31 protein-coding genes and 1 pseudogene are annotated in these 26,585 nt (G+C 50.7%); 24 read left to right on the top strand and 8 right to left on the bottom strand.

Translation table 11 applies throughout. The features are described from left to right. Window positions 1–11: 11 nt before the first annotated feature. Both ACYVI1_RS26390 and purN read right to left on the bottom strand, forming a co-directional pair. Window positions 12–431 (bottom strand): hypothetical protein, encoded by a 420-nt coding sequence (locus ACYVI1_RS26390; RefSeq protein ID WP_460914017.1) that lies wholly within the window; start codon window positions 429–431, stop codon window positions 12–14. Further along, window positions 428–1,009, bottom strand: coding sequence for a phosphoribosylglycinamide formyltransferase (gene purN / locus ACYVI1_RS26385; RefSeq protein WP_460914015.1), 582 nt, complete (start codon window positions 1,007–1,009; stop codon window positions 428–430). The genes ACYVI1_RS26390 and purN overlap by 4 nt, the downstream gene beginning before the upstream one ends. 135 nt (window positions 1,010–1,144) lie before the next feature. Between purN and ACYVI1_RS26380 the strand changes: the two genes are divergently transcribed. Genes ACYVI1_RS26380 through ACYVI1_RS26365 form a run of 4 tightly spaced genes read left to right on the top strand, consistent with a single transcriptional unit; the run spans window position 1,145 to window position 3,702 of the window. Beyond that, a complete protein-coding gene (locus ACYVI1_RS26380) occupies window positions 1,145–1,771 on the top strand; it encodes an ABC transporter ATP-binding protein (protein ID WP_460914013.1) in 627 nt (208 codons plus the stop codon). 24 nt (window positions 1,772–1,795) lie between these two features. Beyond that, a complete protein-coding gene (locus ACYVI1_RS26375) occupies window positions 1,796–2,503 on the top strand; it encodes a peptidylprolyl isomerase (RefSeq protein WP_460914012.1) in 708 nt (235 codons plus the stop codon). A 33-nt stretch (window positions 2,504–2,536) separates the two neighbouring features. Beyond that, window positions 2,537–3,436 carry an SDR family oxidoreductase gene (locus ACYVI1_RS26370; protein WP_460914010.1) on the top strand — a complete coding sequence of 300 codons (900 nt, stop codon included), beginning with the start codon at window positions 2,537–2,539 and terminating at the stop codon, window positions 3,434–3,436. A 5-nt stretch (window positions 3,437–3,441) separates the two neighbouring features. After that, window positions 3,442–3,702, top strand: coding sequence for a DUF167 domain-containing protein (locus tag ACYVI1_RS26365; RefSeq protein WP_460914008.1), 261 nt, complete (start codon window positions 3,442–3,444; stop codon window positions 3,700–3,702). Between the two features lie 344 nt (window positions 3,703–4,046). Here ACYVI1_RS26365 and ACYVI1_RS26360 read toward each other — a convergent pair whose 3' ends face one another. The 3 genes from ACYVI1_RS26360 to ACYVI1_RS26350 all read right to left on the bottom strand — a co-directional run bounded on the left by ACYVI1_RS26360 (window position 4,047) and on the right by ACYVI1_RS26350 (window position 6,684). Continuing rightward, complete coding sequence (locus tag ACYVI1_RS26360) at window positions 4,047–4,859, bottom strand: polyprenol monophosphomannose synthase (RefSeq protein WP_460914007.1); 813 nt, start codon at window positions 4,857–4,859, stop codon at window positions 4,047–4,049. A 74-nt stretch (window positions 4,860–4,933) separates the two neighbouring features. Beyond that, window positions 4,934–6,307, bottom strand: coding sequence for a protoporphyrinogen oxidase (gene hemG, locus ACYVI1_RS26355; protein ID WP_460914005.1), 1,374 nt, complete (start codon window positions 6,305–6,307; stop codon window positions 4,934–4,936). Further along, entirely contained in the window at window positions 6,304–6,684 is a 381-nt protein-coding gene (locus ACYVI1_RS26350; RefSeq protein ID WP_460914004.1) for a DUF4296 domain-containing protein, read from the bottom strand. Before ACYVI1_RS26350 ends, hemG begins: the two co-directional genes overlap by 4 nt. A gap of 86 nt (window positions 6,685–6,770) precedes the next feature. Here ACYVI1_RS26350 and ACYVI1_RS26345 point away from each other — a divergent pair, with 86 nt between their 5' ends. The 4 genes from ACYVI1_RS26345 to ACYVI1_RS26330 all read left to right on the top strand — a co-directional run bounded on the left by ACYVI1_RS26345 (window position 6,771) and on the right by ACYVI1_RS26330 (window position 10,358). Then, window positions 6,771–7,637: a DUF58 domain-containing protein gene (locus ACYVI1_RS26345; RefSeq protein WP_460914003.1), complete on the top strand. Its 867-nt coding sequence runs from the start codon at window positions 6,771–6,773 to the stop codon at window positions 7,635–7,637. Further along, a complete protein-coding gene (locus ACYVI1_RS26340; RefSeq protein ID WP_460914002.1) occupies window positions 7,634–8,623 on the top strand; it encodes a hypothetical protein in 990 nt (329 codons plus the stop codon). Before ACYVI1_RS26345 ends, ACYVI1_RS26340 begins: the two co-directional genes overlap by 4 nt. Before the next feature lie 4 nt (window positions 8,624–8,627). After that, on the top strand, window positions 8,628–9,698 hold the full coding sequence (locus tag ACYVI1_RS26335) for a VWA domain-containing protein (protein ID WP_460914228.1): 1,071 nt from the start codon (window positions 8,628–8,630) through the stop codon (window positions 9,696–9,698). A gap of 84 nt (window positions 9,699–9,782) precedes the next feature. Further along, window positions 9,783–10,358, top strand: coding sequence for a ribonuclease HII (locus tag ACYVI1_RS26330; RefSeq protein WP_460914000.1), 576 nt, complete (start codon window positions 9,783–9,785; stop codon window positions 10,356–10,358). A gap of 71 nt (window positions 10,359–10,429) precedes the next feature. On the opposite strand, the gene ACYVI1_RS26325 is transcribed toward ACYVI1_RS26330, so the two are convergent. Beyond that, window positions 10,430–10,942 (bottom strand): nuclear transport factor 2 family protein, encoded by a 513-nt coding sequence (locus tag ACYVI1_RS26325; RefSeq protein ID WP_460913999.1) that lies wholly within the window; start codon window positions 10,940–10,942, stop codon window positions 10,430–10,432. Between the two features lie 119 nt (window positions 10,943–11,061). Between ACYVI1_RS26325 and ACYVI1_RS26320 the strand changes: the two genes are divergently transcribed. The 3 genes and pseudogenes from ACYVI1_RS26320 to ACYVI1_RS26310 all read left to right on the top strand — a co-directional run bounded on the left by ACYVI1_RS26320 (window position 11,062) and on the right by ACYVI1_RS26310 (window position 12,901). Further along, window positions 11,062–12,108 (top strand): AraC family transcriptional regulator, encoded by a 1,047-nt coding sequence (locus ACYVI1_RS26320; RefSeq protein WP_460913997.1) that lies wholly within the window; start codon window positions 11,062–11,064, stop codon window positions 12,106–12,108. Window positions 12,109–12,220: 112 nt separating this feature from the next. Continuing rightward, entirely contained in the window at window positions 12,221–12,460 is a 240-nt protein-coding gene (locus tag ACYVI1_RS26315) for a hypothetical protein (protein ID WP_460913996.1), read from the top strand. A 3-nt stretch (window positions 12,461–12,463) separates the two neighbouring features. Beyond that, a pseudogene (locus tag ACYVI1_RS26310) lies at window positions 12,464–12,901 on the top strand (putative toxin-antitoxin system toxin component, PIN family). Between the two features lie 8 nt (window positions 12,902–12,909). Here ACYVI1_RS26310 and cydB read toward each other — a convergent pair. After that, window positions 12,910–13,938, bottom strand: coding sequence for a cytochrome d ubiquinol oxidase subunit II (gene cydB, locus ACYVI1_RS26305; RefSeq protein ID WP_460913995.1), 1,029 nt, complete (start codon window positions 13,936–13,938; stop codon window positions 12,910–12,912). A 75-nt stretch (window positions 13,939–14,013) separates the two neighbouring features. Further along, the gene (locus ACYVI1_RS26300) at window positions 14,014–15,381 is read right to left on the bottom strand and encodes a cytochrome ubiquinol oxidase subunit I (protein ID WP_460913994.1); all 1,368 of its coding nucleotides are present in this window, start codon (window positions 15,379–15,381) and stop codon (window positions 14,014–14,016) included. Between the two features lie 270 nt (window positions 15,382–15,651). Between ACYVI1_RS26300 and ACYVI1_RS26295 the strand changes: the two genes are divergently transcribed. The 13 genes from ACYVI1_RS26295 to ACYVI1_RS26235 all read left to right on the top strand — a co-directional run bounded on the left by ACYVI1_RS26295 (window position 15,652) and on the right by ACYVI1_RS26235 (window position 26,318). Then, window positions 15,652–16,404 carry a protein NO VEIN domain-containing protein gene (locus ACYVI1_RS26295; protein WP_460913992.1) on the top strand — a complete coding sequence of 251 codons (753 nt, stop codon included), beginning with the start codon at window positions 15,652–15,654 and terminating at the stop codon, window positions 16,402–16,404. Between the two features lie 239 nt (window positions 16,405–16,643). After that, window positions 16,644–16,889, top strand: coding sequence for a hypothetical protein (locus ACYVI1_RS26290; RefSeq protein WP_460913991.1), 246 nt, complete (start codon window positions 16,644–16,646; stop codon window positions 16,887–16,889). A gap of 28 nt (window positions 16,890–16,917) precedes the next feature. After that, the gene (locus ACYVI1_RS26285; protein ID WP_460913989.1) at window positions 16,918–17,268 is read left to right on the top strand and encodes a winged helix-turn-helix domain-containing protein; all 351 of its coding nucleotides are present in this window, start codon (window positions 16,918–16,920) and stop codon (window positions 17,266–17,268) included. 100 nt (window positions 17,269–17,368) lie between these two features. After that, window positions 17,369–17,869: a molybdopterin-dependent oxidoreductase gene (locus ACYVI1_RS26280; protein WP_460913987.1), complete on the top strand. Its 501-nt coding sequence runs from the start codon at window positions 17,369–17,371 to the stop codon at window positions 17,867–17,869. Between the two features lie 148 nt (window positions 17,870–18,017). Beyond that, window positions 18,018–19,709, top strand: coding sequence for a PA14 domain-containing protein (locus ACYVI1_RS26275; protein ID WP_460913986.1), 1,692 nt, complete (start codon window positions 18,018–18,020; stop codon window positions 19,707–19,709). A gap of 55 nt (window positions 19,710–19,764) precedes the next feature. Beyond that, on the top strand, window positions 19,765–20,094 hold the full coding sequence (locus tag ACYVI1_RS26270; protein WP_460913985.1) for a tRNA-binding protein: 330 nt from the start codon (window positions 19,765–19,767) through the stop codon (window positions 20,092–20,094). 14 nt (window positions 20,095–20,108) lie between these two features. Continuing rightward, on the top strand, window positions 20,109–22,184 hold the full coding sequence (locus tag ACYVI1_RS26265) for a plastocyanin/azurin family copper-binding protein (RefSeq protein ID WP_460913983.1): 2,076 nt from the start codon (window positions 20,109–20,111) through the stop codon (window positions 22,182–22,184). A 166-nt stretch (window positions 22,185–22,350) separates the two neighbouring features. After that, window positions 22,351–22,593, top strand: coding sequence for an AbrB/MazE/SpoVT family DNA-binding domain-containing protein (locus tag ACYVI1_RS26260; RefSeq protein ID WP_460913981.1), 243 nt, complete (start codon window positions 22,351–22,353; stop codon window positions 22,591–22,593). Then, a complete protein-coding gene (locus ACYVI1_RS26255) occupies window positions 22,578–22,910 on the top strand; it encodes a type II toxin-antitoxin system PemK/MazF family toxin (RefSeq protein ID WP_460913980.1) in 333 nt (110 codons plus the stop codon). The genes ACYVI1_RS26260 and ACYVI1_RS26255 overlap by 16 nt, the downstream gene beginning before the upstream one ends. A 6-nt stretch (window positions 22,911–22,916) precedes the next feature. Continuing rightward, entirely contained in the window at window positions 22,917–23,453 is a 537-nt protein-coding gene (locus ACYVI1_RS26250; protein ID WP_460913979.1) for a hypothetical protein, read from the top strand. Window positions 23,454–23,540: 87 nt separating this feature from the next. Continuing rightward, a complete protein-coding gene (locus tag ACYVI1_RS26245) occupies window positions 23,541–24,929 on the top strand; it encodes a M20/M25/M40 family metallo-hydrolase (protein WP_460913978.1) in 1,389 nt (462 codons plus the stop codon). A 143-nt stretch (window positions 24,930–25,072) separates the two neighbouring features. Next, window positions 25,073–25,543 carry a hypothetical protein gene (locus ACYVI1_RS26240; RefSeq protein ID WP_460913975.1) on the top strand — a complete coding sequence of 157 codons (471 nt, stop codon included), beginning with the start codon at window positions 25,073–25,075 and terminating at the stop codon, window positions 25,541–25,543. Between the two features lie 307 nt (window positions 25,544–25,850). Further along, window positions 25,851–26,318 carry a lipocalin family protein gene (locus ACYVI1_RS26235; protein ID WP_460913973.1) on the top strand — a complete coding sequence of 156 codons (468 nt, stop codon included), beginning with the start codon at window positions 25,851–25,853 and terminating at the stop codon, window positions 26,316–26,318. Window positions 26,319–26,585: the final 267 nt, after the last annotated feature.

Genomic DNA, 26,585 nt, shown 5'->3' with positions numbered 1-26,585 from the left:
AGCGACCATCCTTAGTTTACGGCCGTCTCGACCTCTTTTTTATATTTCACGGCGAGGCCTTTCATCAGATAGCCATTATCGGTTGTGGACGTGTAGTAGGTATAACGGACATCCACCAACGCATCAGCACCGAGTTTTTTGGCCTGCATCGTTAAGCGGGCCAGTAGAATTTCTTTCTGTTGCATATCATTTCCCCGGCTCAGCATCCGATGATTCCCCGACTGCCGCTGTGTTAGTGGCAGTTCCCCCTTCACTTCCAAATCCTGCAACGGCGTAAACGGCTGGTCGGGCCGTTGGTTGTCGTAGAATACATCTACCGGATAGTTGGGCGAATTTTGCAGGTAAATAATCGGCTTAAAGCAACCCGTCAGGCCCAGCAAACTTGTGCCCGCTAAAAAACCTCCGATAAGTAATTTTTTTGCATTCATCATTTCATTAACATTTCGGCTATCACTCGTGGATAATGTTCGTGTTCCAGCGCCTGTACGTTCCGGGCCACGTCGTCGGGCGAATCGGTCGGTGAGACAGAACAACGAGCCTGAAAAATGACCTGCCCTTCGTCGTACCGTTCGTTTACGTAATGAATTGTAATGCCCGACTCCGTCTCTCCGGCGGCCACTACGGCCTCATGAACGAAATGCCCATACATACCTTTGCCACCAAATTTAGGCAGCAGAGCGGGATGAATATTAATGATTTTATTTGGAAATGCCCGCACTAAATCGACTGGCAACAACCACATAAATCCGGCCAGCACAATCAAATCAACGTTCTGGTTCTGAAGAAGTTGCGTAATTCGGCTTGTGTCGTAAAAAGTTGTTCGGTCGAAAAGCAATACCGGAACCGGCAACTGCCCGCCGAATCCACGACGTGCCCGCTCAATAACGCCTGCTTTTGGGTTGTTTGAGAGAATTAATGAAATCTCCACATCGGCATTACCGGCGAAATAGCCCGCGATTTTCTCGGCGTTCGAGCCAGAACCAGAAGCAAACAGGACGATACGTTTCAAATGAATAATGGATAATGCCTAATTTACACTAACTAATCGAGTCGTAAAATTATTCATTATCCATTCTACATTATTCATTACCCATTCAGCCTGCCACAACTTTTGCCTATTTTTGTGGCTACTTGACAGAATCTGATGCTGGCAACCCACCAACTCACGTTTGAATACGGCCCTGCGAAACAGTTTACGTTTCCCGATGTGCAGTGTGCCAACCGCGAAGCGCTCCTGATTCTGGGACGGTCCGGCACCGGTAAAACGACCCTCCTGCATTTGCTGGCTTTGTTGCTCAAGCCCAAAAGCGGCTCGGTCGTGATTGACCAAACTGACCTCACCCAACTCGGCCCGGCTAAAACGGCTTCGTTTCGGGCTAAACATGTGGGCATCATCTACCAGAAGCCCCACTTCGTTAGTTCCCTGTCTGTGATGGATAACCTGCTGATGGCAAATTATTTAGCCAACAAACTGCAGAACAAAAATCGCGCTCGTGAATTGGCCGGTCAGTTGGGTTTTGGTGAGCAGCTAAGCAAAAAAACACACCAGCTTAGTCAGGGCGAACAGCAGCGGGCGAGCATTGCCCGTGCTGTGATGAACCAACCCGGTGTTATTCTGGCCGACGAGCCAACATCCAGCCTCGACGATGAAAATACCGACCGTGTGATAACCCTCCTGCGTGAACAATCGGAGCAGATTGGGGCTAGCCTGATCGTAGTTACCCATGATCAGCGGCTGAAAGATGCCTTTCTGAATCGGATAGAATTGTAAATGCTGTTGCGTCAATAAAGACATATGCGAAAACTCCTGATACTCTTCCTGCTGATTCCCTGTAGTTTACTTGCTCAAAATCGAAAGAAAAAAGACTACCTCGTCTCACTGACGACTCCGTTTGGAACCATGCGGCTCGTGTTGTATGACCAGACCCCCAGGCATAAGGAAAACTTTATTAAGCTTGTCAATCAGAAATTCTACGACAGCCTTTTGTTTCATCGTGTCATCCCAATGTTCATGATTCAGGGGGGCGACCCAAACTCGCGTAAAGCCCAAACGGGCGAACCACTCGGCAACGGTGATGTGGGTTATAAAGTCCCGGCAGAAATTCTCCCATCGCTTTTTCATAAAAAGGGTTCGCTGGCGGCTGCCCGCGATAATAATCCCGACAAGGCATCCAGCGGCTGTCAGTTTTATGTGGTGGAGGGGCGTGTCTGGACGGATGAGGAACTACAAAAGCAAATTGAACGAGGCCGCGCCCGAGCCCCTGAGCGGGTATTCACCGACGAACAGAAACAGACGTACAAAACCATCGGCGGTACGCCACATCTGGATGGCAACTACACCGTTTTTGGCGAGGTAATCGATGGACTGGCCATTGTGGATAGTGTAGCCAAACAACCCCGCGACGAAGTTGATCGCCCGAATAAGGACATTCGCATGACGCTGACCGGTGAATGGATCAGAAAAAAGAAAATTACAAAACAGTACGGCTATAAATACCTGTAGCGACGCAATCCGTGGCGTCGCTACATGAAACCTATGAAAAAAATCCTTCTCACCGGCGCCAATGGGTTGCTTGGCCAGAAATTAGTTGCCCTGCTGACCCAGCAGGCTAACATCGAGTTGGTTGCTACCGCACGGGGCAACAATCGCCTGCCGTTTTCGGAGGGCTATAGTTACCGTTCGATGGACATCACCAACCGGAAGCAGGTGCTGGATGTAATCGGCGAGGTGCGCCCGAATGTGGTTATCCACGCAGCCGCCATGACGGATGTGGATAAGTGCGAAATCCAGAAAGATGCCTGCTGGGCGCAGAATGTGCAGGCCGTGGAATCCATCATTGATGCCTGCCGGGCTATTAATGCCTTCCTGCTCCATGTTTCGACAGACTTTATTTTCGACGGAGCCGATGGGCCTTATGACGAAACGGCCGAAGCCAATCCCATCAGTTTTTACGGGTGGAGTAAACAGGCGGGCGAATCGGCGGTACGGCATTCGCCGATACGGTGGGCTATTGCCCGCACCGTACTCGTGTACGGCATCGCCCACGACATGAGCCGCAGCAACATTATTTTGTGGGTGAAAAAATCGCTCGAAGACGGCAAAAATATTAAAGTGGTAACTGATCAGTGGCGCAGCCCAACCCTGGCCGAAGACCTGGCCATGGGCTGTTACCTGATTGCTGACAAAGAGGCCGAAGGAATTTTCAATATTTCGGGTAATGAAGTGCTGACGCCCTATGACATGGCCATCAAAACAGCCGACTATTTCGGTCTCGACAAATCCCTGATTGCCCAGGCCGACGCGTCGACGTTTACGCAGGTGGCCCGCCGGCCCCCGCGCACGGGCTTTATTTTAGACAAGGCCCGGACGGTACTGGGGTATAACCCGCACAGTTTTGAGGAGGGAATTGCCGTGCTGGCGGGCCAGCTCAACTAACCGCAATGACGCTCCATCTGAAAGTGAAGCCCGGCACCAAAGTAGACCAGCTATTCTATGATGCTGCCGGGCTGCTCACCGCCAAAATTCGCGCTCCGGCGCAGGATGGCAAAGCCAACGCTTACCTGATCGAATTTCTGGCGAAACAGGTAGGCGTTGCCAAATCGGGTGTAACGATTGTAGCCGGATTAACGAATCCGCACAAACGAATTGAGATTAATATAACGGAAGAAGAGTTTGCTCGTTTTCGGGATCGGATTGGTTAATAGATCTGGTGCGCCCAATTCCAGGGGCTATATCCTTGCAGACCGCTCGCGTTAATCCTAACTGAATCACCAGGACGGTGAGGACACCGACCGGGGCGAGAGAAACAGGAGTTCATTATAGCGAATTTCAACGGCTATACTTCGTTTCCATCGAATCCAATCCTTTTTCCAGCCAGTTGCCTGCGCCAATTCTAATTTATAGGCAGCAACCACCTGCCTTTTCAGTCTATACTGTATACCCTGCCTTCTTGAGGAATAAATGAGACCTGTTCGCATCTTTTCGCGGGTATATACGTGGCTATACGTTAAGCTGTCACAAAAGACCAGATTCTATCCCGACTGTATCACACCCCAACGGGCTCTTCGACTTTCTTCATGCCTTCACGGCGGGGGATGTAGTGCCGGAAGAAACTGCTGATTTTCATTTGCAGCACCCCAAAAACCGCTTCCTTAAAAATTTTGGAGGACATTTTGGAAACACCCCGCGTGCGGTCGGTGAAAATGATGGGCACTTCCTGAATGCGGAAACCGTACTTCCAGCAGGTAAACTTCATTTCGATTTGAAAGGCGTAACCCACGAATTTGATGGGGTTGTGCAGGATAACTTCCAGAACCTCAGCCCGGTAGCAAACGAACCCCGCCGTTGGGTCCATAATCGACATACCGGTGATGAACCGAACATACACCCCGGCAAAATAAGACATAAGTACCCGCCCCATTGGCCAGTTGACCACATTAACGCCCTTAATGTAGCGTGAACCAACAGCAACATCAGCGCGGGCAGGTCCTTCGACAGCACAGGCGTGGTAGAGTTTGATCAGGTCGTCGGGGTTGTGCGAGAAGTCGGCATCCATCTCGAACAGATACTGGTACCCCCGCGATAAGGCCCACTTGAACCCGTCGATATAAGCCGTGCCCAAACCAAGCTTACCCCGGCGTTCGAGCAGATGAAGCCGCCCCGACGGACCACGTTTTAGGGTATCCTTAGCTGGAAATTCGTCCTGTAAATCGCGGACGCGCTGAGCCGTTCCATCAGGCGAGCCGTCGTCCACAATGAGCACATCGAACGGTTCGGGCAGGCTGAACACTTTCCGAATAATGGCTTCGATGTTCTCAATTTCATTGTATGTTGGAATAACGACTAATCGCTCTTTCACGGGACATCGAATGGGTTAGTAGAGGGAGCTATTTGTAGAACAGCAAAACACCTGTAATTTATCTAAAAAAATCATTAAAAATTGTTAATCAGCGATGATTTCAAGGCGAGTTGTTGGGCCAATTCCCGCGCCTTCTTAATGCAATCCGACAGCGACACGCCCCCGGACCAGTTCGCGCACACAAACAGCGCATCGGCCTGGGCAGCTTCTGCCGGTTTTTTCACGGCCACGATGCTGGCATCATACTGCGGAATGGCCCGTTCCCAGCGGTAGATAGCCCGAAAAACCGGCTCGCTGGCCGATATACCAAATCCGTCGGCCAGTTCCAGATGGACGTTTTGAGCCAGTACGTCATCGGGAAGCCGGGCGTTGCGTGCGCCTGCCGTTCCGCCCACAAACGTAGTGAACAGCACTTCATCGGCGGGGCAGCGAGCCGACGGCAGCGCTGTTCCGAAAATTGAACTGCTCCAGATATGCCCAGCCGCAAACCGACCTTCTACGGTTGGATTTAAGCCGCCAAACCCGTTGAGTGGGTGCCTGACATCGGCTCGTTTGTAGGCCGAATGAACCGCAGTCATGGGCGGATAGTTGATGCTACGCAGCGAATTGGCGAAGTCAGGATATAAGTCCTCCACCAACAGAGCGGCTGCCCCGGCATCGACCGTCAGCACCAGTTTATCAACAATTTTCAAACCACTTTTCGCTTCCACCTGCCAGCCTTTATCGGTTTTGCTGATTCGGCTGACTGCATCATTCAGCGAGAGGTGCAACAGTTGAGCAGCCAGAGCATTCGTCAGCGTTTGCATGCCATCCCGAAAACTAAACGATTGCCGCCGACCACCGGCTGCCTGGTTTTTCAGCAGGCCACGCAGCACCGAGCCGTGCTCCCGTTCATACTGAAGCAGTACCGGAAACGTCTCGGCTACAAGCAGTTGTTCGGGATCACCCGCGTATATGCCTCCCACAAATGGACCGAGTGCATAATCAACTAATTCGGTGGTGAACCGACGACGGAAAAACTGCGCCAGTGTTTCGCCCGGCGGAGACAGGGTTTTGTTTGTTCGCTCGCGCAGGATGGCAAGTTTCGTTTTCCAGCTAAAAAAACTGCCGAACACCAGCGACAGGGGACCAGCCGGTAAAGGGCGGTATTGCCCGTCCCGAAAAATATAGCGGGCTTTGCTGACGGGCTTGCTAAAAGTCAGTTCGGGCGTTAGGCCGAGTGCATCGAGCCAGCCCAGCAGGTCGGCATCGCCGAGGAGCGAATTTGGTCCCAGTTCGCGCAGGTACTGCCCGGAGCCATCTGAAGCGCCGGAGCCTTCCCGCCTTGACCGGATATAGCCGCCAGGCTGGTTAGCCGCTTCCCACAGATGATAATCGACACCACGCTGTTGCAGTTCATAGGCCAGTGACAGCCCCGAAATTCCCGCACCAATGATACCAATTGTCATGAGGGTTTCGGTTTTGGGGTGGGGGCTTCGGTTTTTTTCTTCAATTTCTCGGTAACCTTCTTATACACACGCTCCATGTCGCCAGGATGCGAGGAGTAGAATATATAACTCTTCCGGTAAATGGCCGTATCGACCCTGAATTTTTTAAATAGCTGACTCTCTATGTGTTTATAGGCCAGATTCGATGAATCAATGGATCGTAAACCCAAGCGGCTGACGCGGGCTTCGGCGATGTGGATTTCTGTCAGAAGTTCTGCCATCTGCTCCTCGTCAATCAATCCTTCCGGTGGTTTATCTTCCGGGTTCGTGCAGGCAGCAATCAGCCAGCCACTCAGCAGCAGACGCCAGAGGTACGACTGAAATCGGTTTCGGTGCATACGTTAAAATTTGGATAGCTTTGTAAGCCAATCCCACCCGGCAAAGTTCGGGATTGGCCGTTAAAATACTATAACGCCAGCATGGTATGGACGAGTTCTTGGCCCGGCTTCGTAATTTCGATATTCGCATCCGCAAGGCGGTGAATGCCCAGATGCGCGGCAGTTTTCGGTCTATTTTTAAAGGAACAGGTTTGGAATTCAGTGACTTACGCACGTATCAATATGGCGACGACGTGCGGGCCATCGACTGGAACGTATCGTCGAAAGGGCACGGCACGTTCGTGAAAGTGTTTCGGGAAGAGAAAGACCAGACCGTTTTTTTTGTGGTCGATGTGAGCGCGTCGCAGCAGGTTGGCCCCAGCCACCGCGATAAATTAGTGGCTACAAAAGAGGTATGTGGCGTGTTGGCCCTGTCGGCCATTCGCGAGGCCAGTCACGTTGGGTTGTATTGTTTTTCGGACCAGAAAGAACGGTATATCAAGCCGGGGAATGGACTAAAAACGGGCTATCAACTCATTATGAGTCTGTATAAACTTCAGCCCGAGTCGACCCGGACCAGCATTGCCGATGCCTTGTTGTTTACCCTCAATGTGCTTAAACGCCGGAGCGTCGTGATTCTGCTGTCCGATTTTATCGACCTGAGTTACGATCATAATCTGAAAGCGTTAGCTAAAAAACACGATTTAGTCGTTATTCATCTGTACGACCAGCGCGAAGTGAAGCTGCCTAAATTAGGCATTATTCCGGTACACGACACCGAAACGGGCCGAACAACCTGGGTCAACACCTCATCGGCATCGTTCCGAAATCACCTGCACGATACGTTCCGCCAAAATCAGAGCCGCCTGGAACGACTTTGCAAGCAATACAACGCCAGTTACGTTGCGCTCGATTCGCAGGAGGATTTTGTTCCCAAACTCGTTGAGTTGTTCAGAGTCAGAAAGTACCAATGAAATCGTTCGCCTATTTTTTTTGGGTAATTTACCCGTTGCTGGCCGGTTTGGCCTCGGCGCAACCGCCGGTTCGCTATAGGCTGAAAGGTCAGTTTTTAACCGACACTATCGAAATTGGCCGCCCGTTTCAGTATATGATGACCTTCCGGCATCCGCCCACAACGGATGTACTTTTCCCGGATACAGCCCGGCACTTTGCACCCTATCGGGTTGTGAAGATGGCTATTTTTGCCACCCAGACTACCGGGAATGAAGCTATGGCTGTTAGCCGCGATAGCGCCGTGTATACCCTGACGTCGTTCGAGACGGATTCAGTGCAATTGCTGACTGTGCCCATTCGGATTATCAACGAGGCTGATTGTACGGTTTACTGGACCGGTGCGGATACCGTTTTTCTACAATCTAAACTGCCCCCGCGTCTGGCTGACTCGTCTCGTCAGTCGCTTACACTGGCCACAGAAACCACCCTGGCTCCGCTCCGGCAGCAATTCAATTATAGAGCGCTGGCAACCGGTTTTCTGGGTGTTAGTGTTGCTGTTGGCCTGTTGTATTTCTTATTCGGACGAGCCCTTCGGCGGCAGTGGCGGCTGTATGGGCTGACTCGGCAGCATAATTTTTTCCTCCGTACCTATAACCGGCTCAGTGGACAGCTAACTGCCTACACGGCTGCCGAAACAGCTAATCAGGCCATTGTTCTCTGGAAAGCCTACCTGGAACTCCTTGACCCACAGCCTTATTCTTCGCTGACAACGTCTGAAATTGCCGAGCGTATGCACGATGAGCGAATAGCCGATGCACTGCGCGAGGCCGACCGTATGATTTATGGAGGTGCGTTTTCTCCCCAATCTGCATCGGCGTTGCGGGTCTTGAGCGAGGTAGCTTCGCAAACCTATCAGCGTCGGCGAAGCTTGCTGAAACGGTTGCCCGATGAGGTTGCCCATAGGCCGAATGCCGGTGATTCTGCCCAAACGTCCCCATTTGTCTGACCACATGACTCCCTGGTATTCACCTTATTGGTTCAATCCGACGCAGTGGCAGGCATTTCACTTCGCCCAGCCGTTGGCGCTCTACCTGATTCCGGCGATTCTGCTTTTCTTTCTACTCCGGTATTACCTGAATCGAATGGCACAGCAACGGCTCAACATATCGCTGGGGCAGCTTCGATCAACTCGTATCCGCGCTCAAACGACCCAGTCGTTACTTAGTTTGCTGCGGTATCTGTTGCCGCTGAGTGTATTTCTGGGGATTAGCTTTGTGTTGGTCGCCCTGGCTCGGCCGCAGATAGTGCGTGACCTGCGTCAGGAACAGTCAGAAGGTATCGACATCATGCTGGCAATCGATATATCGGCGTCGATGAGTGAAACAGATTTGCCACCCACCCGGTTGGCTGCAGCCCGGCGCGTGGCGCAAACGTTCGTGAATGGGCGCAAAAATGACCGGATTGGCTTAGTGATTTTTGCGGGTGAAGCCTTCTCGCTCTGCCCGCTCACCACCGACTATGCCCTGGTGAAGCAGTACCTCAGCGACCTGAACGGCCAGATGATACGGACCTCCGGCACTGCCATTGGCGACGCGCTGGCCCGCTGCATCAACCGGATGCGTGACCGCACCCGTTCACCAGCGGATACATCCCGGCCTGACGCCGACCAATGGGGGACAGGCCGGAGTAAGGTAATTATTCTGCTCAGCGATGGAGACAACACCGCCGGAAACCTCGACCCCATTACGGCGGCTCGCCTGGCCAAAGCGTTTAACATCCGGCTCTATACCATTGCCGTTGGTCGGGTGGCCGTCTCGTCGTCGCAGGCCGTTACGGTTGATGAAGGCATTCTGAAAACCATTGCCACGATTGGTAATGGCAGTTTTTTTCGGGCAACGGATGCCCGGCGGCTGCAAGCCGTATTTGCTCAGATTAATCGCCTGGAAAAAGCGCCGGTGCGGGTTCAGCTTTACGAAGACGTGCAGGACTACTACCGGATTTATTTATACTGGGGCATCTCGTTTTTACTGGTCGCGCTGTTTTTGAAAAATACAATTTTTAGTAATGTGCTCGAAGATTAACAGTTGTTTCAGAGGTTAATGTTCAGGTTGTGCCGATCTAAGCTTCACCCTAAACCCGGAATCTGAAACGTGGAACCTGAAACAATGCTTAAACCCTATTACAACGCCGACACTGTTGAGGCCGGGCTGGACGAGGTCGGGCGGGGGTGTCTGGCCGGGCCAGTGGTGGCGGCCGCAGTTATCCTGCCCAAAAATTATACGCATCCCGTCCTCAACGATTCCAAACAATTGACCCGCCTGCAACGTGAAACGCTTCGTATCGACATCGAACGCGATGCCATAGCCTGGGCCATTGCCGAGGTTTCGCACGAAGACATCGATCGGATTAATATTCTGAAAGCCAGCTTTCTGGCCATGCACCGCGCTGTTGATGCGCTGGCAATCAGGCCGGAACACCTATTAGTCGATGGCAACCGGTTTGTGCCATACCCCATGATTCCGCACACCTGCATCGTGAAGGGCGACGCCCATTTTCTGTCGATAGCAGCCGCGTCGGTGCTGGCCAAAACGTATCGCGATGACCTTATGGAGCAGCTTGGCCGGGTGTTTCCGGCCTATGGCTGGGCGAAGAATGTGGGGTATCCAACACCAGTTCACCGGGCAGCTATCCGGCAGTTCGGCCCGACGAAATACCACCGTATGAGCTTTCGACTACTGTGAAATCATGGACGCCTGCGTTTGTCAGAGCTAAGCGCAAGCGTCAACGATTCCACAAATTCGTCCAGTTAACTTTATTTTAGCCAGAAGCTATCTTCCTGCGCGACATCGGCAGAGAAAACCATTGCATTGACGATCTGCCCGTTTTCGACGGTGTAAACATCGATGTTGTCCACGTCCAGGATACCGCCGTTTGGCTGAACGGCTTTCCAGTGAACTAAGCACGCTACCTGGTTGCCATTGGCCGACACCGTTTTTACACTCGTTAGGGTCAGCGTCTTTTCGGCTACCTCCTGCATGCCGCCCGCCATCTGTAAAACATCGTCCCTCGATGATTTCTGGCCAGCAAACCGGTTTTTGCCCGGCTGATTCCACTTCACGTTCGGGTGAAGCAGGGCCACCATCTTTTCGCCGTTGTGGGTCTGTACGGCGGTTAAGAATTCCTGAACGACCTGCATTGATTTTGTTTCCATCGTTTGGGGAGTTAATTGGGTTATCGTTGATTGACGAGTTGGTTTGTCGCCCATTGGCTGGGCGTTTGTGGAGTGGCTTAAAGCGACTGCCAGCAGGATTACGATTGTTCTCATGGCGTTTTTTTGACAAAAGTAGGGGAGGCATCCGGGCGGGGTGTTATCCCAAACCGCCAATCCATTATCACTTCACGACAGCGAGAAAAGATGACCAACTATTTCGATACTTTTGCCCAATGCAAGATTATCAGAAACGGTTATCCCTTAATCTGCTGGCCTATGCTGTCCAGAAAAACCTTTCTGTAGAGCAGATTTGCCGACAATCGGGCGTAGATATGAACGCGTTGACGCAGGAGGCCACCGCCACCCTAACAACTCAGCAGATGGGTGCTCTTTGGCTTAATGCTTCGGAACTGAGCCACGACCCCCTGTTTGGGCTTCATTTCGGGGAGTCGTCGCAGGTGTCTGCATTAGGTGTTGTGGGTGAACTGGTCCGGCTCAGCCGCACCGTTGGCGAAGCCCTGACCCAGGCGGCTACGTTCACGCAGTTGGTAACGGATCTGTTCAAAATGGACGTGACGCGGTCGGGCCAATCGTTTACCATTCGCTTTATTCCCGACGGGCACCATCAGAATCAGTCGTCCTTTGTGTTTCGCCAGATAATGGATTTTTTCATGGCGTTTACCATCCATGAAGTTGATGGGCTGATTCTGCAAAAAATGCGGCCTACAGCCGTTTGGCTACCTATAGATGAAGCCAACCAGGTGGAGTACGAGCGCGTATTTCGCTGTGAATCAATCCAGAACATTGCCGACTATAAACTGGAATTTGCCGGACAGTATTGGGATGAACCAATCCTGACTGCCGATTATGAACTGCAGGGTGCATGGCTGCGAAAAGTGGCTGCGTTCAACGACGCCGTCGGCCACCCAAAAGCATACAGTGACCGAATTATTAATTTTCTGCTGGCAAATGCCTATCTCGGCGTGCCAACGCTCGATGCTGTTGCAGCCAACCTGAATGTAAGCAGCCGCAGTCTACAACGGAAATTGCAGGAAGAGGGCATAACGTATCAGCAACTGGCCGATTCAATGCGGAAGTCGCTGGCTTTACATTATTTGGACGCTGGCCAGCACCCCATTAAAGAAGTATCGTACATTCTTGGGTATAATGAACTGAGTGCGTTTCATCGGGCCTTCCGGCGGTGGACCGGCACAACGCCGGTTGCATATCAGAAGAGGACACATAAAGGCGAGTGGGTGGCTCGACGTGAGATGGCCTGAGCGTTGGACAGAAAATCAGTCAACTGATTTTCTGTCCAATTTTGATTGTTTATTTTATAGGGATACGTTGAAGAAGTGGTAGATTTGTTCTAACGAAACAATAAGTAGAACTATGGAAACGCTTCCAACCAGTTCGGGTAGATTAAATGATGTACAACTCAGCTTGTTACGACTATTTGATCGTCAAATGAGCTATGAAGAGTCTGTCGAAATCCGGGATTTATTAGTTAAGTATTATGCCGAAAAACTTTTTAAGGAAGTAGATAAAATTATATTTGATAAGAATATTACAGAAACTGATTATGAAAATCTGCGCTACAATAGCCATCAGCGTACCCCTGCTGCTCCCTAAATAATGCTATCTGTGCAAACAATAGTACGTCCGTCCGTAGTGATTGATACAAATGTTCTTATTGCAACAGTTAATCGCCGAAATGAAGAATTTTTTATTTATAAAGCTTTCGAGGCTAAACAATTTGATTGGATTCTAAGCACTGAAATCCTGGGTGAGTATGCCGAAAAGCTAACGTAATTTTACTCACGGCATACGGCTGATTATGTGCTTGATATTTTATGCAGTGCAACCAATGCGATGTTTCTTGAACCATTTTATCGTTGGAATTTAATAGAAGTTGATCCCGACGACAATAAATTCTCAGATTTAGCTCTATCTGCTAATGCACACTGTTTGGTGACTTATGATAAACATTTCGACCTCTTTAAATCCCTGGCGTTCCCTTCTTTGCAAATATTGAATCCGGCTGCATTTAAGCAGATTCTCAATCTTAAATAGATAATACGTTAATAGCTGTGGTCCTCCAGCTTCACCTTGCCGCGAAACGTCCAGAACATAAACAGGGTGTAGGTCACGACTAACGGCATGCCGATGGCCGCAAACAGCAGCATGGTTCGCAGGGAACCATCCGACGATGCGGCTTCGTAGATGCTGATGTGGCCGTTGGGGTCAACATTCGACAGCACTAAATTCGGATACAGGCCCATCGCAAACAGGATCAGCAGTAGGGCTGTTGTAGCCGACGACGAGACGAACCCCCGCCAGTATTGCCGCTTTTCGATACTCCGCCGAATGTTCAGCACAATCAGGACAGCCGCAACGGGCAGCACAAATAATTCAGGGTGATTCTTGAAAATGGCTGTCATGTGTGGCACATAAATCAGGGTTGCCAGCGATGTTGCCATGAAGCACAAAATGAAGAATTTACTTGTGTTATTGGCAATAATGGTGAGTTTGGCATAGAGCCGATCCTCGGTTTTCATGAGCAGATACATGGCTCCGTGCATCATAAACAGCGACAGCACCGTAATGGCAATCAGCCCGGCGTAAGGGTTGAAAAAGTCGCTCAGCCGCCCAACAAACTCGTGCTTCGCATTCAGCGGAATTCCCTGAATCAGGTTGCCCAGAATCAACCCCAGCAATAAGGCAATCGCCGTGCTGGAAACCGCATAGCTAATGTCCCACGTTTGGCGCCACCAACTCATTTTCTCTTTGCTCCGAAATTCAATCGAGATGGCCCGGAAAATAATGGCGACCAGAAACAGCATGAACGGCAAATAAAACACCGACAAAATGGTGCCGTAGACGAGTGGAAAAGCCGCAAACAACGACCCCGCTCCAATAACGAGCCAGACTTCGTTGCCATCCCAAACCGGCCCGATGGCGTTGAGCGCAATTCGGCGGCTTTGTTCTTTCCGAAAAAACAAGTGCAGCGCGCCGGCACCTAAGTCAAAGCCATCCAGAATGCCATATCCGCTAATGAGCGCCCCAATCAGCAGAAACCACCAGGTAGGTAAGTCAATTCCAAGGATCATAAGTTAAAGAGTGAAAGAGTAAACGAACGACAGTGTGAAAGTAATGGGCCAGCCTTTTCGCTCACTCTTTCGCCTTTAATTAAGAACTGGATTCATGCGCGAGGATGTTTCCCCAGCCGGGGCCACATCCGGGCCATGTTGAATTTTCTTGTTGAGCAGATAAATAAACAGTCCGAACAGCATCACATAAATCAGCGTGAACATCACTAAGGAAGCCAGTACGTGTTCCGCTTTGACCGCCTTCGACAGGGCATCCGACGTGCGGAGCAGGCCATACACGACCCAGGGTTGCCGACCTACTTCGGCGGTGTACCAGCCAACCTGATTGCCAATCTGCGGCAGCAACACCGAGAAGACAAAAACCCCCATCAGCCAGCGCGTTTCAAACAGCTTTTTTCGGTAGAGCAAATACAAACTGAACAGCGTCAGTCCAATGAGCGTCATGCCAATGGCTACCATCAGGTGATAGGTCTGGAAAACGAAGTTAATGGCCGTTGGGCGATTTTCGGGTTTAATGCTATTGAGGCCGGGAATGGCTTTTTTGGCATCCTGATGCACCATAAACGACAGCCCGCCGGGAATTTTCAGTCCGGTTGTTCGCTGATTCTTCGCATCGACCCAGCCTATCAAATACATATCGGCGGGCGCCAGCTTCTCGAAATGACCTTCCATGGCAGCCAATTTCGCGGGTTGGTATTTGGTGACAACTTCGGCGGATTTATGGCCCGTAAACAACTGCCCCAGGGCCGACACGGCCGCTACCCATAACGCAATTCTAAAGGCCGCCTGAGCATGAACGAGGTATCTCTTTTTCAGGATGTACCACGCACTAACGCTCAGCACCAGGAACGAACCCGCCAGAAAAGCCCCAATCAGCACATGCGAATAGCGTTCGATGGACGACGGATTGAACACCATCTGCCAGAAGTTGGTCACGATGGCGCGGGCCTGCATACCCTGCCCCTCGATGCGATACCCCGACGGTGTTTGCTGCCACGAGTTGGCCACCACAATCCAGAGGGCCGAAAAAATGGAGCCGAGCGCCACCAAAACCGTTGCCATGAAGTGTACGCCCGGACTAACGCGGTTCCAGCCGAACAGCAGAATACCCAGAAAAGCCGACTCCAGTGCGAAGGCGAAAATGCCCTCTGCGGCTAATGCAGAACCGAAAATATCGCCAACATACCGCGAATACGTTGCCCAGTTGGTGCCAAACTCAAACTCCATGACGATGCCCGTAGCCACGCCGATACCGAAAATGAGCGCGAAGATGTTCACCCAAAAACGGGTCAGTTCTTCGTAGACTTTGTTTTTGGTTTTCAGATACAGCCCTTCCATTACTACCAGACAAACCCCCAAACCGATGCTCAGGGGCGGGTAGATGTAGTGAAATGCAATGGTGAACGCAAACTGAATTCGGGAGAGTAATTCGACATTATCCATAACCGGAACGATAGCCGAAACGGGTCGCCGAGTAGCGCAGACAGGCAGTGCACAGAGGGCGAACAAGGCGAGAGAACTATCGCCCGAAAGGTACAACCGGAAGTTGAAACAGCGGATACTATCGCAGCAGATTTTAGCGGCTAAATAGGCTGTAGGTAGTTATCCCAATAGATATGCTTTGGTGGGTTATTATGCGGTAAAGCCGTGTAGAATGGGGTCAGGGCTTTAGTTCGATCTACGGATAAGATAAGGGGCTATAGTTAGAAATTCATGCAAGCCAGGCTATTATCGGTTAGTACAAAAGCTATATTGTTGGGTTTGTTCCTGTCAAAATTCGACAAGGAAGGACTTACTATTTTGGGTTTTAATGGTTTTTGGGAAGCTTTTAACGCATTCGCTTATGCGATTGGCGTGAAGCCAGCGACGATAAAAAATTATAGAGATGAGTTTGACCCATATTTTCAAAACCCGCGTAGAGGCTGGCACGGACGACAAATGAAAGGATACTGCCAACCCGTTTTTGATGAATTTTCAGCCTTATCTATTAACGAATTTTTTGGTTTAGTAAAATACATATTAGCGTCAGAAAATTATCCGAATCGGGAATTTACAAATAGTGCTAAAGAAAGCCAATCTGAAAGCGTGGCTAAACGGTTAATAACGGGAAAATCGGCAGAAGAATATTTTAAAATAAATTATCGGTCTGTTCCTGATTTTAGCGAACATGCTATAAAAGATACGACCCTAATGGCTTGTGGGTATGATTTTGAGATTACTGAAAATGGATTGAGGAAATTTTGCGTTGAGGTTAAAGGGTTAGCTAAACATTCTGGTACTATTACACTTACTGAAAAAGAGTACTTTGTTGCTGAGGAGCTTAAAGATGAATACTGTTTATTCATCGTATTTGATTTTGATAAGAAACCTCGCCATAATTGCTACTTCAATCCATTGTTTAATCAAATGCATTTTAAACGGATTGAGCGGCAAATAACGCAGGTAAATTACACAGCCAGTATTTAAACAATGAACGAAGATAGTTGGGAAGCGGATAGTTGGGTATGCCACTCATGTGATCACGAAGATTTGTTTGAGAATTTGCCAGGGGGGTATTTAGGCAATTTCCATCCAATATGTCATAATTGCGCTAACTACATATTTTGGATGGGTGATCTGGTTGATTATAGAAGATTGACCTATCATTACCATTACGGCGACTTAATACAAATTGGTAACTGCACTTTACCTTATTTGTGTAAGAATTGAAGCGCATCGCTATTTTCGCGGATGGCTGCTTTTGGCACGGGCATGATTGTAGAAATACAAAGCCGTCAGCTAATAAAGCCTATTGGGATAAGAAGATTGAACGCAATAAGAATAGAGATGCTTTAGTTACAGAGCGGTTAAAGCAACGAGGGTGGACAGTCTTCAGAATCTGGGAATGCGATATTAGCAAGAGGAATATACCGATAGAACTCTTAAAACTGTTGCAGATACCTACTACTTAGCCCTATCTATGAGACTACAATTCGTTTTATGAACAACCTCCGCATCAATGGTCGTATCTGGCTCGAAACGACTACCCCTGACAAAACCGAGCGATTTATGGGCATTGGCCGACTGGAACTGCTGGGTCATATTCAGCGTACCGGCTCCATCAATCAGGCGGCTAAGGCCATGCGTATGTCCTACAAACGGGCCTGGGAACTGGTACATTCGATGAACACGCTGGCCGATGCACCGGTAGTGACAACCCAAACCGGGGGCGAAAAAGGGGGCGGGGCTACCGTGACCGAAGAAGGCGAAAAGTACCTCAGCCATTACCAGGCCCTCCACGAACGATTCCAGCAATTCCTGGCCAGCGAGCTGGCCTATTTGCCCGCGTAGTTTCCTTTTTGTCAGGCTGATGCAGGAGACATGACAAAAAAATGGCGTTGTTCCTGAAAGCAGAACCGTTCGTTATCTTTGTCAGGAAATAACGATATGTATGAAATATCTATTTACTCTTTTACTGGTAGCGAATGGGCTAACGAAGACTCAGCCAGCCTCCGCCCAACAAAATACATCCCCTGTACTGACCATTACCGGCGAAGTAGCTAAACCCCTAACGCTACAGGCCGCCGAGTTGAAAGCCCTGCCGCATACCGACCTGACAACTACTGACCGCGATGGTAAAACGCATCGCTATTCGGGGGTGCCCTTAGTCGACCTGCTCAGACAGGCGGGGGCCACGCTGGGCGGTGAACTCCGGGGTAAAAACCTAATGAAGTACGTCGTTGTGAAAGCTGCCGACGGTTACGAAGTGGTATTTGCCCTGCCCGAAATTGACCCGGACTATACAACGCAAACGATTCTGCTGGCCGACAGCGCCGATGGTATGCCAATGAACGCCGGTGTCGGACCCTACCGGCTGGTCGTTCCGGGTGAGAAAAAGCCCTCCCGCTGGGTGCGGGCCGTGCAGGCTATTGAGGTTCGGTTTGCTAACTGAGCCATAGGCACCTGCACCTGTTGCCTGCGCTGAGCGTATGGCCTGCCTGGGCGTATGAATAACCGTTTTAAGCAGGAATTTACCCTCCAGACCCTAAACTATTGACTGTTGACGGGTATCAAAGCGGGTCTTTCTACTTTTCGGGTATATGACTAAATCTGTTGCGTCAATTATTCGCCAGACTGCGACGTTATCGTTAGGCTGGCTGCTGTCGGTATCCCTCTATGCCCAGAGTAACTTACCGGCCGTTTCACTTTCACAACTAACCCGACCGGGCGGGTGGCAGTTGGTTGGGTCAGTATCGCCGACCGCCGATGGATCGGCAATGCGCTCCCAGCCGGGCAGCAATGTACTAACCGGCAGCAACCAGCCGCTAACCCTGCTGACGCCAACCGACGATTTTCGGCTGCGGTTCGAGGTCCTGCTATCGCCCAGGGCAAACCTCACGCTAACCTTGCCAACGGGTCAGGCTATTTCATTTGCGAATTCGCCCGACCTGGCTCGCCTGATGAAATCCCCCGGCTTATGGCAAACCGTTGAGATATGGTACAAAACCGGTGGTAGGAAAGGTCCATCCATGCTCGAAAAACTCGCCCTCAACGGCGTGACGGTCCGGGAGGGCTATACCCTGACGAACAATACGTTAGGGCCGCTTACCGTACTGTCTCCGCAGGGCACAGTGGCCATCCGAAATGTTGGGTATCGGGTTATGTCGCCCCGCAATGTAGCTCAGTGGAGCAGCCCCGTCAGTTATACCATTGTGGAAGGCGGCTACATTCAGGACCCGCAGGAAGCTACCCGCCGGAAAATTCTGAAACAGGATACAACCGCCCAACTGAACTACGAAGTGTCGTATGGACAGCCTCGCCAGTACACTATTTTGTTTTCGGGCAAACTAAACGCCCTGCTGGCCGGGGAATATCAGTTTGAATTAAATCAGGGGGGCGTAGCCGGCGTTTGGATAGACGGGAAAGAAGTTATTCCAGCCAGCCACCGCGAACTGGGCCAGGCAAGTACGGGTCAGGCTACGCTAACCGCCGGGCCACACGACGTGCGGGTTTATTTCTCCCGGTCGTGGTTCCGGCCGGGCTTAGGGTTATTTGTCTCGCAGGCTGGCACGCGCCCACAACCCCTCCACGCCCTGGCTTCGTTGCCCGACCCCGACCCTGTGGGGGTTCTGAGCGTAAAAGCCGACCTGAAACCGCAGCTTATCCGGTCGTTTGTGCAGCTACCGGGCGAGAAAAGCAAACGTACTCACAGCCTGTCGGTTGGGTCCCCAACGGGCATGCACTACACCCTCGACTTAAACCAGATGGCCCTGTTGCAAGCCTGGAAAGGCGATTTTGCCGACGTTACCGAAATGTGGTATGAGCGGGGTGAACCACAGGTTCTTACCCCTTTGGGTGTAACCACGCGCCTGCCTGCTCAATCGGTGCTGATGATTATGACGAATGAAAACACGCCCTGGCCTGATAGTGTTGGCGAAAATGTGCTTCAATACAAAGGACTGACGATCAATAAAGAAGGTTTTCCAACCGTTGAATACGGGCTGGCTGGCATGGCTGTTACAGACGCAGTTCGTCCGGGAAGCGATGGCCTCGATCGCACACTGACGCTAACCGGCGCCCCCGATGGAACACCCTATTGCCGGGTTGCCGCCGGAGCATCAGTTGAGGAGGTAAGTAAAGGCCTGTATGCCATTAATGACCGTAGTTATTTTGTGCGTTTCGATCCGAAAGCCAGCGTGAAATTGCGGCAGAGCAACGGTAAGCAGGAGTTGTTACTACCCGTTGAGCTGAAAAACGGTACGGGGGCGGTGCAGTATTCGATTGTATTTTAAAAATAGGAGTGGCATAGTTTTTTTTGTCAGCATGACAAAAAATGATTTTACAGAGATGATCAACTGGGCTGACTTTGAGAAGATTGACATTCGCACGGGCACCGTAGTTGCCGTTGACGCTTTTCCGAAGGCCCGAAAACCAGCGTATAAACTGACAATTGATTTTGGCGAACTGGGCATCAAACGTACATCGGCCCAACTAACCAGCTTATATCAGATTGACGAATTGATTGGCAAACAGGTCGTTGCGGTGGTTAATTTCCCGCCAAAACAAATTGCCACGTTTATGAGCGAATGTTTGGTACTGGGCGCCGTTACCGACGAGGGCACCGTAACACTGCTCCAACCCGAACGCCTAACCCAAAATGGATTACGCATTGCCTAAAAAACTAATGTAGAATGAATAATGAACAATGTAGACTAAAAACGCTGCTACCCTCTGCCGCGTTTCTTTTCGCTCTCTCACTCGTTTACTCTTTCGCCAATTCTGCCCTGGCCCAGCGCCCGGCGGCCGAAGAAGATTATTACCGAATCGTTACCCTGCCCATCCCCGAGGACATCAAACTCGAAGTAGGCGGCCTGGCCCCACTTCCCGACGGGCGGCTGGCGGCCTGTACACGCCGGGGCGAGGTCTGGCTTATTGGCAACCCCTACATGCAGGGCAGCCGCGTGCCGACCTACAAAAAAATTGCGTCGGGTTTGCATGAGCCGCTGGGTCTGATGTGGCATCCTAAAGGCTATTTTCTTTGCACCCAGCGGGGCGAAGTGACTAAATTAGTGGATAACGATGGCGACGAGGTAGTCGATGAGTATCGCTCGTTCTATAAATGGCCGCTGTCGGGTAACTACCACGAGTATAGCTACGGCCCCCTTCTGCTGCCCGATGGCGATATGGTTATCACGCTCAACCTCGACTGGATTGGGTTTGGCGCCAGTCTGGCCAAGTGGCGGGGCTGGATGCTTAAATTAAACGAGAAAGGGGAGATGACCCCCTGGGCAACTGGCCTTCGCTCCCCCGCAGGATTCGGTGTATTTCACGATGGCAGCATCTTCTACACCGAAAACCAGGGCGACTGGGTCGGGTCGGGTCGGATGACCCACCTCGAAAAAGGTGATTTTGCGGGTAATCCGGCGGGACTTCGCTGGTCGGGCGAAGCAGGTTCTCCCCTGACCCTCAAGCCCGAAGATGTTCCCAGCACGGGTAAACCCATGCACGAAGTAGCCAAAACGATTAAAAATCTGAAAGTTCCGGCTATCTGGTTCCCGCACACACTGATGGGCATTTCGACGTCTGATTTTAAGGAAGATACGACAAAAGGGGCGTTCGGTCCGTTTGCGGGACAAGTATTCGTAGGCGATCAGGGGCACAGCAAAATTATGCGGGTGGCCCTGGAAAAGGTAAATGGCGAGTGGCAGGGGGCTTGTTTCCCATTCCGCGAAGGTTTTCAGTCGGGCATTATCCGCACCGTTTGGGGGCAGGATGGGTCCATGTTCGTGGGTATGACGAGCCGGGGCTGGGCCGCTACCGGGAAAGATTCCTATGGCATTCAGCGGTTGGTCTGGACGGGGAAAACGCCCTTCGAGATGAAAACGATTACCTCGAAACCCGATGGATTCGAGGTCACCTTTACCCTGCCGGTTGACCGCAAAACCGCCGAAAATCCAGACAGTTACAGCCTGAATAGCTTTACCTATAAATACCACAAAACATACGGTAGCCCAATTGAAAATGCCCGGCCCGTGCCCATCCGGGGAGTGCTCGTCGCGGCCGATGGCTTAAGTGCCCGCCTTGTGGCTGATACGACCCTGCGCGAAGGCTATATTCATGAGGTAAAAGCCGAAGGGGTTCGGTCGGCATCAGGTAGTTTGCCCTTACTTCACCCAACCGGCTACTACACGCTTAACGCCATTGCCCCCGGCGAGAAAGCAACCGTTGCCGCCCGGCCAAAACCTGCCGCCGACCATAACCACGCCGAGATGATGGCTACGGCATCGACCAAAACGATGCCCACAACCGCAAAAGGGAAGATGGGAAAAATGGCGGCAACTGCCCCCAAAGCCACGAAACGCCTAACCGAGCAACCCGCCGACTGGACCAACGGCCCCGACCAAACCGTAACCATCGGCACGAAGCCCGGCCTGAAATTCGATGTGGAGAAACTGGAAGTAAAAGCCGGAAGCCGTGTGAAGCTTGTTTTCAACAACAACGACGACATGCTGCACAACTGCGTCATTACGAAACCTGGCATGGCCACCCCCGTCGGCGATCTGGCCCTGCGGCTCAACCTGAATGGCCCCAAAATGAACTATGTGCCCAACACGCCCAGTGTGCTGTATCACACAAACATTCTGCAACCCGAAACCGCCGAAACGATCTTCTTTGTCGCTCCCACCGAACCCGGTGATTACCAGTTCGTTTGCACCTTCCCCGGCCACTCGTCATTGATGCAGGGAACGCTGAAAGTGGTGAAGTAACGTAACGCGGCCGGAAAGCCAGCCCAGTGGACAACCCCTGTCCTGGAAATCTTGTTTAATTATCAGAAAAGGCGCGGCCGGGTTAAAAGCCCGTTCGGGCCTTTTCTGATTTTGAAATTAATCTGAGTTTTAGTACGTTTGTAATTACAACGTAATCACTATATGTATGCGTTTCGCTATCGTTTCTATAGGCAATTCAAAAGGCATTCGTATTCCCAAAACGGTTCTGGATAAATATCAGATTAGCAATTCGGTGGAGGTTGAAATGCGGGAGGATGGGTTGGTGCTCAGACCCGTTCGCAATCCGCGCGAAGGCTGGGAGGACGCGTTCCGTCAGATGCACCAAAATGGTGATGATCGCCTATTGATTCCTGATGTATTCGATGATGAGACATGGGAGGTCTGGTAGTCAGCCAATATGATGTTGTGCTGGTAAATCTTGACCCAACTGTTGGCAGCGAGGTCAGAAAAACCCGCCCTTGTGTGGTCATTTCGCCAGATGAGATGAACCGGCAAGTCAATACCGTAGTTATTGCTCCCATGACCTCAACGTCTAAAATTTACCCTTCCCGTGTTCAGCTACAGTCTGGCGGACGAAGCGGTTGGGTTATGCTTGACCAGGTACGAACAATTGACCGGTTACGGATTACAAAAGTGCTTGGCCACCTATTAACGGAGGAGATTGAGGAGATTAAACAGGTAATCAAAGAGATATTTGTCGACTGATTTATTTTGAAACCATTCACACTACTTATCATTCTGCTTGCCGCGTTTTCGCTATCGGCACACGCCCAGCGTCGACGCGACGATGATACCTCGCACTACCGAACGGTGCCGGTTCCGGCGCACCTGCTGCCCATCGAACGGGCTTTCGGGTCATCGTCGCTCGGCGGTGTTTATTATTACGGTGGGAAAAAACTCTCGTCGCCCTACTCGCTCGAAATCCCCTTCTACGAACTCAACGACCCTACCGTAAGCCACCATTTCAAGGCGTTCCGCACCATGACAACGCTCAGCCGCCTGACAGCGTTGGTGCCATTAGCCTACATTATTCTAAGCAGCAATCGGGCCAACGGCGTCTATTGGACGGTTTATGGTGGCTCCATTGCCGCTTCGTTAACCCTGTCGATTATTGGCAACAGGCAGGTTAACAAGGCCGTAACGCGCTATAATGAAATGCTCCGGCAACCACGCATCGGCTTTTCGGCTGCACCAGTCTCACTTACGGGCCGAACGGCTGTGGGTGCGGGAATAGCCTGGTCGTTCTGAGCGCTTTAGGACTGATAAATAGAAACGCGCAGGCCCTCGGTTTGCGCTTTTTTGGTAGCTTCGTTAACTCAATCATCAACCAAACCTATGCAACTGAAAACTACCGGTCTGCTGCTCATCGTTTGCTTTCTCTTTTCGCCACGGCTAAACGCACAAACAGCCATCCTTACTCGTGACCCGCAAATTGCTGAGTTAATCAATCAGGTCTCGGCCGATAGCCTGCGGGCGCACGTCAACGGATTGGTCAGCTTTGGTACACGCCACACCCTGAGTGTGCCTGCCGACGCCAGTGCACAACCCGCTAAAAAAGGACTCGGCGCGGCCCGGCAGTGGATTCTGGGGAAATTTGGGCAATATGCTAAACAATCGGGCGGTCGACTAACGGCCGCACTCGATACCTGGACACTCCAGCCCGACGGCCGGCGGGTCGATAAGCCCGCCAATATGGGCAATGTGATGGCAACGCTGAAAGGCACCGACCCGACGGATAACCGGGTTTTCATTGTGCAGGGCCACATGGACAGCCGCGTAACGAACGTGATGAACCGCGAATCGGACGCACCCGGCGCCAATGACGATGGTTCTGGCACAGCCGCCGTCATTGAACTTTGCCGCGTGATGAGCAAATCGTCATTTCCGGCCACCATTCTGTTTGTTACCCTAACGGGCGAAGAACAGGGCTTGCTGGGAGCCGAACATCTCTCGGAACGGGCGGTAAAAGAAAACTGGAACGTGGAGGCCGTGCTGAATAACGACATCATGGGCAGTAATCAATCCAATGAAACCCGCATCATGGACAATACCCGGCTGCGCGTTTTCAGCGAAGGTCTGCCCGCCGTTTTGCTGAAAGACACCACCGGGCGCGTCGGGCAGATTCGGCAGTTTGGCAATGAGAACGATGGCAAAGCCCGCACACTGGCCCGGTACCTGAAAGAAATTGGGGAACGCTATGTCGAGAATCTGGAAGTCGTGATGGTGTATCGGAACGACCGCTACCTGCGCGGGGGCGATCATACGCCGTTTGTGCAGCGCGGGTTTGCCGCCGTGCGCCTGACCGAAATGAACGAAAACTACGAACACCAGCACCAGGATTTGCGAATGCAGGATGGCATCGAATACGGCGACTATGCCAAATTTATGGACTTCGACTACCTCCGAAAAAACACGGCGGTTAACCTCGCCACGCTGGCTAATCTGGCTAAATCACCAGCCATACCGCAGCAGGTAACGGTTGATGTTCGGAACCTGACTAATTCCACCGCGCTCTACTGGCAGGCCCCGAAGTTTGGCAAGACAAAAGGCTATTACGTGCTCATGCGCGAAACATACTGGCCCTTCTGGCAAAAGAAATTTTATACCACTAAACTGGGTATGACACTGCCCTACTCGAAGGATAATTATTACTTCGCCGTGCAGTCGGTGAGTGATGATGGCAATGAGAGTTTGCCGGTATTGCCCGTGCCAAACCTGCGGTAGAAGCGCTGATTATGCATAAAGGCCAGTCATTTGCATCAATCAGACCAATTTCCGCGTAGAGTGCGTATCACACTATTTGTTTTTTTCGTAGCTTACGAACGCTTGTCCTATTTTTGATGTCAATCGCTAAAATTCAACTGATTATGAAGCGTTATGTATATGTGCTGTGCCTGCTGGTTTCGTTTGCCGGGCTAAATTCCTGTAAGAAAGAAAGCGACCCCCAGCCTGAACCGGTGGTGGGTAAGTGGTCATCTGATTACGTGCTGTGGAGTGGCCTTACAGGCGCTTTTGCGGCTGGCAACGGCCAGAAAGTTAATCCGCTCGTTTATGGGATTAATGATAATTATGAGATTAAGGCTGATAAAACATTCATACTTACTGATCGGTCCGGTGCCGTAATTACACCTTATCCCGGCACCTGGGATTATACGGGAACTGTATTAAATTTAAAGTATGATGATGGTGACCAGGCCAAATTGAATTATGATGGGTCTACCACTACGCCACATTTAACGAGTGACGTTATCGCCGTATCAGACTCATTAACAAACCCAACAACGAAAAAAACCGAATTAGTAAAATTTAGTGTACAACTTGTTTATAGCAAGCAGTAATTAGATAGCTGGCTCACCAGAGCGATAAGGTATACTTGACAATGACCGATGGGCATCCATCGGTCATTTTTGTATTTCAGGTAACTGAATTCTAAAAATACGTCTAAATACAAACAGCTACAGTTCTCGAACGGAGCAACTCGCTGCGTTCGTATATTCTTGTTTCAGGCTATAAAATTCCACAAATTATCTAACTACCAGGGCCATTAGATAACTGGTTGCCCTGCTGAAAAAACTACCTTAGTTTATTTTGTAGCTTGCCAGCACTCATCCTCTTTTTAATCATAACCCATAAAATCAACAAACTATGAAGCGTTACGTGTATGCCCTGTACCTGCTGGTTTCGTTTGCCGGGCTGAATTCCTGTAAGAAAAAAAGCGACCCCGAACCCGAGGAACTTGTCGTAGGAAACTGGTCAACTGATTATGTTCTGCGGAGTGGTCTTACCGGTGCTTTCTCGACGGTCAACGGCCAGAAAGCCGACCCTGTCCTTTATGGCGTTAACGATAGTTATGAGATTAAGCCCGATAAAACGTTTTCATTTACGGATCGCTCTGGAACATTTGTTTCAACGTATTCCGGCACCTGGATATATTCCGGCACTGCGTTAAATTTAACCTACGACAATGGTGACCAGACAACGCTGAATTACGATGGCTCGGCTACACCCCATTTGACCGGTAATATTATTGACATAGAAGATTCATTGATGAACCCAGCAACGAAGCAAAATGAGTTAATGAAATTTAGTATACAATTTGTTTATAGCAAGTAGTGCCAGAATCTAAGCGTTTAAAAAAGGTCGGTGTTCGCGCAGACCTTTTTTAGTTTAGTGGGTGATAAAATACCCGTTCGTCTCCTGAATCGGAAACGGATCGCTTAGTCTCCCCGCCGACCACCCAACGCCCATATACCGTTCGCTAAATGATTCGCTAAAGGGAATTTAGGTATAAAACGAGAAATTTTATTCTAAATAGTTGGTTAATGCAGTAGAATAATTTGGTGATTTTATAAGATAGCAGAATTAATTTGAGGAATTTTT

The organism is Spirosoma areae (genome assembly GCF_054781775.1).
The sequence above is the reverse complement of the archived record's forward strand: the minus strand, read 5'-3'. Positions and strand labels throughout refer to the sequence as shown.